This window comes from Mesorhizobium sp. B1-1-5 (assembly GCF_006443065.1).
GTDB lineage: Bacteria > Pseudomonadota > Alphaproteobacteria > Rhizobiales > Rhizobiaceae > Mesorhizobium.
On sequence record NZ_VFWS01000006.1, the window covers coordinates 39,507 to 49,506 of the forward strand.

Genomic DNA, 10,000 nt, shown 5'->3' on the forward strand with positions numbered 1-10,000 from the left:
GCTTGTCTTCGAAATACTCTTATATCACGGATGCTTGAGGTTGGGTCCCATTGGCGGGAGGGGGTAATGAACAAGTCGGTCAGGGAAAACCTGATTTTCATAATGGTGGCGCATGCCTGCTTCCTGGCGCAACCGGCCATCGTGCATGCCGAGGACGCGGACTATCATCCGCAAAATTTTACCCAGCCTCTGAGCGCCGCCAGAGGCACAATCACTCCGGCTGGCGGCGCCGCCTTCTACCTGAAGCCGGAGGACCGCTGCGACCTGGTGGTGAAGGAGTTCGGCTGGGACCGCGACCAGTGCGGCACGATCGACCAATTGATCTTCGGCTTCACGCCGGAGATCGATAACCTCACCGTCGAAAAGCCCGTGTCGGACGGCTATGTCAGCCTCGCGGACTGGGACAGTGCCGACCGCAACGAAGAAATTAGTTCCCTTGAGGAGAGCTTCAAGGAATCGGTCAAAGCGCAGTCGCAACGGCTTGGACAGGACATCCGCTTCGACGGCTGGCTCCTTTATCCGCAAATCGATAAGGGCAAGAATATCCTTTACTACGCCAACATCCTGAACTGGGCCGGCGACAGGACGATCAACATCTCGGTCTCGATCTTCGACCGCCAGGGCTATGTCCCAATCAAGATCGTGCCGGTGAACGGCAACATCACGAGCGATGCCGTGCAAAAGATCGTCGAGGCGTCGGCCGACGCCTACAAGCCGAGGGCCGGCAGTTCCTATTTCGAATTCTCCAGCGGCGACAAGGTGGCTGGTTACGGCGCACTGGGCGTCTTGGCGACGATGCTCGGGGTCAAATACGGCAAGGCGGCCGGCGCCGGGCTGATCGCGCTGGCGCTGCTGGTGCTGAAGAAGGGCGCCTTCCTCGTGCTGTTGCCGCTGGTGTGGCTGAGAAGGCTGTTCAGCCGCAAGAAGGTCTAGAGCGGTTCACTTTTAAAAAAGTTCTCGGCGCTCATTTACGCGAGCAAAGACCGCGACTTTCCAAGGAATTGCTTACGGCCAATGGCCAGTTTGGTTCGGGGATGAAAGTGAAATTAATTGTGTTATTGGCTCTGCTTTTGTTGGCAGGTTGCCAGACAAAATACCAGAATATGGGATTCACCGGAGGCGTAGCGGCCGCTCCTATCGGAGGAGACATGTACCGTATCTCCGCGCGGGGGAATGGCTATACAGACCCCACGACGGTGCAGGATTATGTGCTGCTGAAAGCAGCCGAAACCACGTTGCAATCCGGGCATACACATTTCGTAATCGTCGGCGGCCAGGACGCAAGCAGGCAGGAATTTGGGCAGACTCCTGGAATGATGCAGACCAACATCATCGGAAACACGGCTTATACAACATACACCCCAGGGAGTACCTATCAGATCGTCAAGCCCGGCCAGGACGTATTGATAAAGGTGGGAAACCTCACCGGGCTTAACAACATTGGCGCCTTTGACGCGAAGCAGGTTTTCGACGCGATCAATCCACGGGTTGTGCGACCCGATCCGAAGAGTTAGGCCTAACCCTACCCTAGAAACTCGTTGCTGAAATACGCCCCGAGATCCGGCCGCTCCTTCAGCGCCTTGCCGTCGCCATCGAGCAATATCCCCGAGGCGAACAAATACCCGCCCATCGCCTCCATCTTGGCCTTGTTCATCGTGCCGATGGCGCCGTCCGCGCTTTTCAGGAAATGCCCGTCGTTCAGCGCCTTCAGCGAGGCTTGTACCAGCGCCGGGTTGGTCAGCGTATCCTTGTTCGCGGCGAGCAGCAGCTCGCCTGCCTGCTGGGCATGGTCGACGGCGAATGCGTAGCCGCGTCGCGTCGCCTGGACGAAGGCCACGGCCGCCTGTCGGTTGGCGGCGAGGAAGGCGTTGCTGGAGACGATCAACGTGGTGTGCTCGTCCGGCACGCCGTAACCGGCGTAGCGGAAGCTGCGCTGCTTGAGACCTTTCAGCTCGGCCTCGACGCCTTCCCAGGTCGAGACCTCAAGCGTGAAATCGACTGCGCCGTTGGCCAATGCCTCGTAGGCCGAGGTACCCAGCGTCACAGTGGAAAACTCACCCTTGCCGCCGTCATGGCGGATTATGGTCGAGATCAGCGCGTTCTCCCAGGCGCTGCCGAAGCCGCCATAGGTCAGGCCGTCGAGATTTTTCGGGCTTACAATCGCGGTTCGGTCGGGGTTGAAGACGACGCGGCCGGTCTCCGACTGGACGACGGCGTAGACGGCCTTCAGGTCGGCGCCCGCGCTCTTTTGCGTGAACAGGCCGAGCGAGCCGGAAATGCCGAAATCGGCGACCTGGCTGGCCACCAGCGCGCCCGAGCCGGTATCGCCGTAAGGCAGGATTTCGACCTCGATGCCCGCATCGCGGTAAAAGCCCTTGTCGCGGGCGACGAACAGGCCGACGTGATTGGTGTTGACGGTCCAGTCGAGCGCGACGGTGATTTTTTGCGCGGCGGCCCGGGCACGTGCAGCAGTCCCGGCAAATGGCAGGCTGGCGGCCAGAAGCATCGCCTGGCGGCGGGTGAAATCGGTCATCGGTTTTCTCCATCGGATTGTCGGGAAATCGGTTCGGCGGCGCCGAGCAAAATGTCGAGGATGCCGGCCTCGATCGCGGCGGCCTCGCGGGCAAGCGCCGCGCTCTCGGTGCGCGGGCGCGGCAGCGGCACAGCCACCTCGCGCACCACGCGCGCGGGCCGCGCCGACAGCACATAGATGCGGTCAGACAGAAGCACTGCCTCGCGCACGTCATGGGTGATGAGCAGCGCCGTCCAGCGATGGTTTCGCCACATCGTCTCCAGCCAGCGCTGCATGGCCGCGCGGGTGAGCGCGTCGAGCGCGCCGAACGGCTCGTCGAGGAGCAGCATGTCGCGCTGCTGCACTACGGTGCGCAGCAATGCCGCCCGCTGGCGCATGCCGCCGGACTGCTCGGCCGGCCAGGCGCGCTCGAAGCCGGCAAGGCCGAACTCGGCGAACAACGGCGCCACGCGCTCGCGCGCCGCGCGGCGCTTCATGCCCTGCACCTCGAGCCCCAGCGTCGCGTTGTCGATGACGCGCCGCCACGGCATCAGCGCATCGCGCTGCGGCATGAAGGCGAAGCGGGCGCCATCGAGCGGCGCGCCGTCGAAGCGCATCTCGCCCTCGCCCCGGATTGCGCCGGTGAGCAACTGGAACAGTGTCGACTTGCCCGCGCCGGAGGGGCCGAGGATCGAGACGAACTCGCCCTCTTCGACATGCAGCGAAATGCCCGCCAAAACCTCGAGCGCGCCGAAGTTTTTTCGCATGTTGCGGAGCTCGAGCCGCGTCATGGCCGGCCCTCTCCGGAAGGCTTGTCGCCATAGCGCCCCGCCCTGTCGCTCTTTACATTTTCCCATGGCATGGCGAGACGCTGGGCGAGCACGGCGAGGCCGAACAGCGTCAGCGTGAGCGCCGAGCTGACCGCGACGGCTGCGAGCACCAAGTCGGGGCGGAAATTGTTCTTGGCGCTGAGCATATAGATGCCGAGCCCTTTCGCCGCGCCCGCATATTCGGCGAAGATGGCGCCGACCACCGCATAGGTGATGGAGATGCGCAGTCCGGCGAAGAAATAGGGCAGCGCCGACGGCAACCGAGCGAGCCAGAAGATGCGCCGGCGCCCTGCTCCCATGGCGGCGAGCATCTGGCTGATTTCCTGGGCCGTGGCGGCATAGCCCTCGACCAATGCCACCATCATCGGAAAGAAGGTGACCAGCGCCACGAGCAGGATCTTGGGCAACAGCCCGAAGCCGAACCAAAGCACCACCAGCGGCGCGATCGCCACCAGCGGCAAGGTCTGGCTGGCGATCAGGAGCGGGAACAGCGCGCGGCGTAGGGGGGCAAAGAAGTCGACCAGCGCCGAGAGGATGAAGGCGGCAACGAGCGAGCAGGCAAAGCCCGCCAGCGTGGCGCGGATGGTGGGAAGCGTGTTGTCGGCCAGTGCCGCCCTGTTCTCCCAGGCCTGCGCCAGCACGCGCGAGGGTGCAGGGAGCACGGTGGGGGCGATGCCGCCGAGGCGTGCGCAGAGTTCCCAAATTAGGAGGAGGAGAGCGAATGCGACAGCGGCGGGGAAGATCTTGGCGACGGTCGAGATGACAGCCAATCTCCCCCCTTGCGGGGGAGATGGCCGGCAGGCCAGAGGGGGGCGCGAAGGAACTCCGTCCTTCGAAAAACTTGCGGAAGCAATTGGCGAGCGCCGCGCGCGCAACCAGTTGAGCGGCCGGTGGGATAGCACCCCCCTCTGCCCTGCCGGGCATCTCCCCCTCAAGGGTGGAGATTGGCTGTCGCGACGGGCTTCGCCAATCGCCGAAGGTTCCCCTCTCTCCTGCGAGATGGGACTGGGGGCATCTCCGCCACGCAATCGATCAAGCCAAACAGCCACGACATCTACCTCGATAGATCGAGCTTGCGCTCAAGCCGCGGTCGGGCTGTTCGCCGAAATGGTGATGTCGAGCGTCACGTGACCGGCGCCGGGCCCGAAGCGGCAGAAGGCTTCGTTCAGCGTGGCGAAGACCGCGCCGGCGTCGCCGCGCAGCTTGGTGCAAAAATGCTTGGAGCGTTCGAAGACGCCCGACTGTTTCAGGAAGTCGATACAGCCATAGATCTCGTCCATGTGGTCGCCGGTGCCCATCACATAGAGCGAGAATTGCGCCGCCACCGGCTGGTTGGTCGAAAGCGTGGCCTCGACGGCGCGCAACGCGGCGCGCTTGCGCTCGTCGAGCGGGATCGCTGGGCCGCCGATCTCCTCGGATCGGCAGATCGGGTCATCCGGCTCGCCGGGGCAGCCGCGCGAGACGGCGGCCGACAGCACACAGTGCCTGCCGCTTTTGGCGGCCGCCACGAACAGGTCGCGCATGGCTGGGAACAGCACCTCGGGCGGCCCGACCAGCAGCGTCGAGATGTCGTCGGTCTCGATCCTCAGCCTGTCGCGGTAAGGATCAAGCGCGCCAAGTGCACCAAGGATCACGCCAACGAAATCGTCGGCCATGGGATAAAGGGAAATCTGTGCGCCGGAAAACATGGCCCGCCTCGCTCCGCTGGTATTATCCAGATCAGCTTTAGGGTCCGGAGGCTTGCCGCCACCATCTCAGCCCCGACCGTACGGAGCACCCCTGTGGATGGCCGGGTTAAAGCACTGTTTGCGGTGCTGGGAAAGCGGTTTTTTACGGTGTCAATTGGGCCAGGCGCCCATCTCCCTATGGGAGATGCCGGTGGTTATTTGTAATTTTTCTTATAACTGCTTTATCTAACTATTGTCGTTCAAATTGTACAAATCCCGCTTGATTGCTTTTCGTACATAAAGTACGATATTTCCCTTCCATTGAGGGGATTTGCTTGAACACCGCGAACCATGCCGCTTTTGCCGACCTCTCCCACCCGTTGTTGTCGCCTTTGCCGCTCGCCGAGCGCGAACGCCTTGCCGGCGCCTGGCGCATGGCCAGCCAGGACATCGCCGACGACATCCGCTTTATCCGGCAATATCTGAAGGTGATCGCCGAAAAGGAGGAGCGGCTTTCCACCGGCGCGCTGGTGCACGGCCGCGTCTATGTCGAGGCGTGTGCGGCCTGGCTGCCGGAGACGGCGGCGCGGTATTTGCGCAACCTCAGGCTGATCAGCGAACGCGAAAGCGCGATGATCGCGGCGGGGGTGAGGTTTGCCCGCTCGAGCGATGCATGGTGAGGCGCGTTCTCACCTCTTCCATCGTAGAAGGGAAGGAATCCGGGTCGCCCGAAAAGCGAACAATCATGCCGCTGCATCGTTTCACACAATCGCCAATTGGTGGACGCGGGCAAGCGGTCGGGCGTTAATTCTGGGCAGGCGAAGGAGGGTAAAGCCGTATACCAGGGAGGAATTCGTTTTGATGGACCAGCAAATCGACATCGGCAGACAGCCTGACGATCAGCCCTACGAAGTCACTTCATTCGCCCGCAAGCATGGCCTGACGGTCCCGGTTGCCGACGCGGTCCTTTTCGCCAAAGGTCCGTCGCCGTCACGCGCAGCTTGCGACATGGCAGCGCTTGCCTTCCTCTGCGCGGTCGCGCGATACGCCGGAAAGCAAGGGAGGCAATAACCTTTCCTACCAGCTGAACTGCAGCCCCGCATTGCTGTCCGCGTGACTGCCGGCGAAGGCGATGCCGAGCGTGCCGGTCAGCCGGCCGCCATGGTCGAAGCCTTCGCTCAGCACCGCGGTCCCGGTGATGCCCAAGCATTGGCTTGGCCGGCTTGGCCCAGTTGCCCTACGACATATCCGTCGACCGACATGGTCATGATCAAGACGACTTTGCGCATGGTCGGCATAGCCTTCGGGCACAGTTCTCACACGGAGCGTCGCACCGTCACATTATCCGGCGGAAAGGGGTGCAGGCCTTGGCTGGCGGTCAGCCCTTGGTCTTCTTGGAGGGGGACTTTGCCTTGGCAGGGCCCTTGGCGGGCTTCTCCGCCTTGGCCGCTTTCGGCTTGTCGGCCTTGGCGGCAGCGGCCTTTTTCGGGCTCTTGGCTTTCGGCTTGCCGGCCGCATCGATCTCGGCGGCCGCCTGGTCCCAATGCTCCATGTGGGCGCCTTCGGGCCGGCCAGCCTGCTCCCAGATCTCGTGCGCGCGCTGGCGAATGCGTTCGTGCTTATCGTCCGTCACTGTCGCCTCCTGATGTTGGGACGGTTCCCCGGCGCGAACATTAGCCGAATTTTCGCGTGACGTCTTCGGTATCACGAATAAGCGACCGACCTGGACGGCAATTTCGCTCAGTGTCCGTCGGTGACGACTGCGATGCCCAGATGCGCTGCCTTTTTTGTAATCAATCCGGCTAAATCCGCGTCAGAGCGGTCGGTCCCCGTGCGCTGGCGCAGCAGGGTGATCGCCTCGTGCATCGACAGCAGGCCAGTCCTATGCTCGGCCAAAAGCTTGTCGACTTGGCGTGCGATGTCAGGTGATTCGACGTGTGGATGATGCATGGCAACGACTCCTTCCGCGCTTCGTTGCCTCCCAAACCACTGCCTATCTTAGGCCTTATGCCCGGATGCGAAAAGAGCCCGATCCTTGCCCAGTGCTTCGGAGGATCGGGCTCTTCCAGGGCTGGATCTACTCGATCACCTGAACAACGCGGCGCGTGCCGGGATCGATCAGCACCGTATGGTCGTTGACGACCGCATAGCGGTACTGGACGTCCGGAACCTGCTGCAACTCGACGGTGTCAGGCACGGTCGAGCCGACGCCAAGCTCAAGGCCGAGCACATTGACCGAGGCAATCGGATGCTTGTGAACATATTCCTTGACCACGGTCTGCTGCTCGGGGGTGACGATCACCTCGTCCGCGGCCGCGATGCCGATGCCGGCCATCAGAGCCAGGCCGGCGACAGCTGGAATGAGGGTGGTTTTCATCGTTTCTCTCCTGTTGCGTTGGTGAGCTCCGCCCTGCCTCCGCAGGGGCGGAAACACGAGCAGGTCGAACATGGGAGCTCCCGGGGCAAACGCTGCCGGCAGGGTGTTGTTCCGTCAGCGGCGACTAATTGATTTGGCGGAACCTTCGCATCGGCTCCGCATTGGAAGGCATTGAAACTGCCCAAGTCTTTGAAATCCAAAGGATGCCGCAGTCATGCAGGAAGGCTCCATCAGAAGCGACATCGAACTTCGGCCCCCCGTGGCCATCGCGGTGGGTGCCGGCTTCAAGCGCGAGATCGCCTCTCTTACCGCGATGCAGAACTTTCTCAAGGAATGGCCGCAGGCCATGCGGGGCGGGAGCTACGCCAACGCATTCCGCGCCTGCGAGGCGGCGCGGAGCGGAGAGATCGATCTCGACAAGGCGCGGCAGGCGTTCCTCGTCTTCGCGCGGAAGGCCGGGATCGAATGGACAGGCGCCGATCCCGTCGCGGTGTTGCGCGAAGCGAAGATCAGGCGAATCCGGGCACGCGAAAGCCGGGCACCAAACCGGCACGTGCCTGGCTAGGCCCAGCCTCGACGCGTTCGGACTCACGCCATGCGATCGGCGTTGTCCTGCAAGCTTTGGGATTTGGCCGGCTGATCCTGGGAGCAAGCCGGGCGCCTCCCGGCGTCCATTTTGCTTTGCCTGCAGACCGCCGCCTCCCCGGCTGACGGTCGGCTGAATCGATCCGGGATCTCGATTGGTGGCCGCTGTCAGTTCGGCGCCGATTCGCCCAGCGCCTCGGCAACGAAGGACGCGGCGATCAGATCGTCGGCCTCAATGCGTAGGGAGCCCTCGCCGCCCCCCATGATCGCCGCGACCTTCTGGAAAGCCTTCATCTCATGCTCGGTGATCCGGGCGTCTTGCATCCTGGCTTTGAGATGGGCAACACGCATCCCGAGCGAACGGGATGTTCCGATTTCTCGTTTCGACATGTTGGTCAAACTCCTCCTCGCCCCGCCCGTACTTGTTCGCCACCGCCCGTATCACGTTGCCATTGGTTTGTGGTGTCTATGAGACAACGTGAACCAGAGCCGCTAACTCAAGCGCTGAGGGAAGGTTCCGTTAGCACATGGTAACAAAATAATAATCGGTTAATGGCCCGTCGCCGTAATCAGGCGGCGGGCCATCCGATTTGGTGCGCTATCGATCAATCGAGGACCTTGACGATCTTGCGGGTACCGGGGTCGACGATCACCGTCCGGTTATCGACGACGACGTAACGGTATTTCACGTTCGGCACTTCGTGTAATTCGACCGTATCTGGAAGCGTGCTGCCGACGTTCAGCTCGACGCCCGGAATCTTGACCGAGGCCAACGGCTGTTTATGCACGTATTCCTTGATCACGGTTTCCTGCTCCGGCGCGATCACGACATCCTGCGCGGCAGCAGCGCCAATGCCAGCAAGAAGCAGGAAGCCAGCGGCGGCGGAGGTGAGGTGCATTTTCATTGGTCGTCTCTCCTATGTGGATCTGAATCGAATCGCCTGAATGCTGCGCCTGCGATTTTCCACAGCGGGTCGGCATTGCCGTAACGCCGTTCGCCTACCCTTGTTCCTGCAAAACTGGACCGGCGCCTGCAAAAACAACTGCCGCCGTGTTCCGCGACCATCGCCTCCGACCGCGGCACCAATTTCGGAACAATGCGTTTCGGGCTGGGTTACCCATCCGAAGGGACCGACTTTCCGAGGAGAAATCCAATGAAACATCTGCTGATCACAAGCATGATCGCGCTCGGCGTCGGTTGCGGCGCCGCGATGGCGCAGACCGAGTCCGCGCAGCCGAGCGGCGGCGACAACAATTGCACGGCCGGCACGGCCAATTGCCAAAAGGGCGGCAAGGCGGGCGGCCAGGCTCAGGGTGAGATGAAGTCGCAAACCCAGCAGAACGCCCAGGGCAAGGCCGGCGCAAACACCGAAGAGCAGGCTCAAGGCAAGACCAAGATGAAGACCGACGAGCAGGCTCAGGGTCAGTCAGGCGCCAACACTGACCAGAACGCCCAGGACAACACGCAGCTGAAGAAGAAGAAGCAGGCTCAGGGTAAGACTGGCACGACCACCGAGCAGAACGCTCAGGGCACCACCAAGATGCAGACTGAGCAGAACGCCCAGGGCAAGACCGGTACGACCACCCAGCAGAACGCCCAGGGCAACACCAACGTCGAGACCGACCAGAACAAGACGGCGTCGATCAATAACGTGACGGTGGAACAGAGGACGCAGATCACGCAGGTCATTCATGAGAGCCATGTCGAACCGGTCCGCGACGTTAGCTTCGACATCTCCGTCGGCGTCGAGGTGCCGCGCCACAAGGTGCGTCTGCACCGTCTGCCGGCCCGGATCGTCAAGATCGTTCCGGCTTATGAAAACTATGAGTATTTCGTCTTGGCCGATGGACGTATCGTCATCGTCGACCCGGACACCTACAAGATCGTAGTGATCCTGAGCTGATCCGGTCAGCATAGTGGACAACGGCCCGCCCAGGTGGCGGGCCTTTCTTTGCGAAGAGGCGTCAAAACAGCAGGCAGTTGCCCGCATGCACTGTGGTCCATCAGGCACGACTAGAATGTCGTCGG

The 10,000-nt window shown here is 62.1% G+C and carries 15 protein-coding genes and 1 riboswitch; of the genes, 5 read left to right on the plus strand and 10 right to left on the minus strand.

Features of this window, described 5'->3' with window-relative positions; genetic code table 11:
- Nucleotides 1–66: 66 nt before the first annotated feature.
- A complete protein-coding gene (locus FJ980_RS04010) occupies nucleotides 67–933 on the plus strand; it encodes a DUF2167 domain-containing protein (protein ID WP_181164909.1) in 867 nt (288 codons plus the stop codon).
- On the plus strand, nucleotides 897–1,514 hold the full coding sequence (locus tag FJ980_RS04015; protein ID WP_140541651.1) for a hypothetical protein: 618 nt from the start codon (nucleotides 897–899) through the stop codon (nucleotides 1,512–1,514). The genes FJ980_RS04010 and FJ980_RS04015 overlap by 37 nt, the downstream gene beginning before the upstream one ends.
- A gap of 8 nt (nucleotides 1,515–1,522) precedes the next feature.
- On the opposite strand, the gene FJ980_RS04020 is transcribed toward FJ980_RS04015, so the two are convergent.
- The 4 genes from FJ980_RS04020 to FJ980_RS04040 form a co-directional block, all read right to left on the minus strand.
- Entirely contained in the window at nucleotides 1,523–2,533 is a 1,011-nt protein-coding gene (locus FJ980_RS04020; RefSeq protein ID WP_140541652.1) for an ABC transporter substrate-binding protein, read from the minus strand.
- The gene (locus tag FJ980_RS04025; protein ID WP_140541653.1) at nucleotides 2,530–3,303 is read right to left on the minus strand and encodes an ABC transporter ATP-binding protein; all 774 of its coding nucleotides are present in this window, start codon (nucleotides 3,301–3,303) and stop codon (nucleotides 2,530–2,532) included. The genes FJ980_RS04020 and FJ980_RS04025 overlap by 4 nt, the downstream gene beginning before the upstream one ends.
- Nucleotides 3,300–4,103, minus strand: a complete 804-nt coding sequence (locus FJ980_RS04030) for an ABC transporter permease (protein WP_246676308.1) — start codon at nucleotides 4,101–4,103, stop codon at nucleotides 3,300–3,302. Before FJ980_RS04030 ends, FJ980_RS04025 begins: the two co-directional genes overlap by 4 nt.
- Before the next feature lie 318 nt (nucleotides 4,104–4,421).
- Nucleotides 4,422–5,030: a YkoF family thiamine/hydroxymethylpyrimidine-binding protein gene (locus FJ980_RS04040; RefSeq protein ID WP_140541655.1), complete on the minus strand. Its 609-nt coding sequence runs from the start codon at nucleotides 5,028–5,030 to the stop codon at nucleotides 4,422–4,424.
- A riboswitch (TPP riboswitch) is annotated at nucleotides 5,021–5,133 on the minus strand. It overlaps the preceding gene by 10 nt.
- Nucleotides 5,134–5,344: 211 nt before the next feature.
- Between FJ980_RS04040 and FJ980_RS04045 the strand changes: the two genes are divergently transcribed.
- Nucleotides 5,345–5,689: a hypothetical protein gene (locus FJ980_RS04045; RefSeq protein WP_140541656.1), complete on the plus strand. Its 345-nt coding sequence runs from the start codon at nucleotides 5,345–5,347 to the stop codon at nucleotides 5,687–5,689.
- A gap of 397 nt (nucleotides 5,690–6,086) precedes the next feature.
- Here FJ980_RS04045 and FJ980_RS35800 read toward each other — a convergent pair whose 3' ends face one another.
- From FJ980_RS35800 to FJ980_RS04065, 4 genes are all read right to left on the minus strand, one after another.
- Entirely contained in the window at nucleotides 6,087–6,215 is a 129-nt protein-coding gene (locus FJ980_RS35800) for a hypothetical protein (protein WP_281406307.1), read from the minus strand.
- Nucleotides 6,216–6,387: 172 nt separating this feature from the next.
- Nucleotides 6,388–6,642 carry a DUF2934 domain-containing protein gene (locus FJ980_RS04055; RefSeq protein WP_140541658.1) on the minus strand — a complete coding sequence of 85 codons (255 nt, stop codon included), beginning with the start codon at nucleotides 6,640–6,642 and terminating at the stop codon, nucleotides 6,388–6,390.
- A gap of 107 nt (nucleotides 6,643–6,749) precedes the next feature.
- Entirely contained in the window at nucleotides 6,750–6,959 is a 210-nt protein-coding gene (locus tag FJ980_RS04060; protein ID WP_095768291.1) for a hypothetical protein, read from the minus strand.
- 127 nt (nucleotides 6,960–7,086) lie between these two features.
- Nucleotides 7,087–7,386 (minus strand): DUF1236 domain-containing protein, encoded by a 300-nt coding sequence (locus tag FJ980_RS04065; protein WP_140541659.1) that lies wholly within the window; start codon nucleotides 7,384–7,386, stop codon nucleotides 7,087–7,089.
- Between the two features lie 214 nt (nucleotides 7,387–7,600).
- Between FJ980_RS04065 and FJ980_RS04070 the strand changes: the two genes are divergently transcribed.
- Nucleotides 7,601–7,951 (plus strand): DUF982 domain-containing protein, encoded by a 351-nt coding sequence (locus FJ980_RS04070; RefSeq protein WP_095768289.1) that lies wholly within the window; start codon nucleotides 7,601–7,603, stop codon nucleotides 7,949–7,951.
- Nucleotides 7,952–8,139: 188 nt separating this feature from the next.
- On the opposite strand, the gene FJ980_RS04075 is transcribed toward FJ980_RS04070, so the two are convergent.
- Nucleotides 8,140–8,361, minus strand: a complete 222-nt coding sequence (locus FJ980_RS04075) for a hypothetical protein (RefSeq protein ID WP_140541743.1) — start codon at nucleotides 8,359–8,361, stop codon at nucleotides 8,140–8,142.
- Between the two features lie 215 nt (nucleotides 8,362–8,576).
- Entirely contained in the window at nucleotides 8,577–8,876 is a 300-nt protein-coding gene (locus tag FJ980_RS04080; RefSeq protein ID WP_140541660.1) for a DUF1236 domain-containing protein, read from the minus strand.
- Between the two features lie 249 nt (nucleotides 8,877–9,125).
- Between FJ980_RS04080 and FJ980_RS04085 the strand changes: the two genes are divergently transcribed.
- Nucleotides 9,126–9,875, plus strand: coding sequence for a DUF1236 domain-containing protein (locus FJ980_RS04085; protein WP_140541661.1), 750 nt, complete (start codon nucleotides 9,126–9,128; stop codon nucleotides 9,873–9,875).
- The last annotated feature ends 125 nt before the right edge of the window (nucleotides 9,876–10,000 follow it).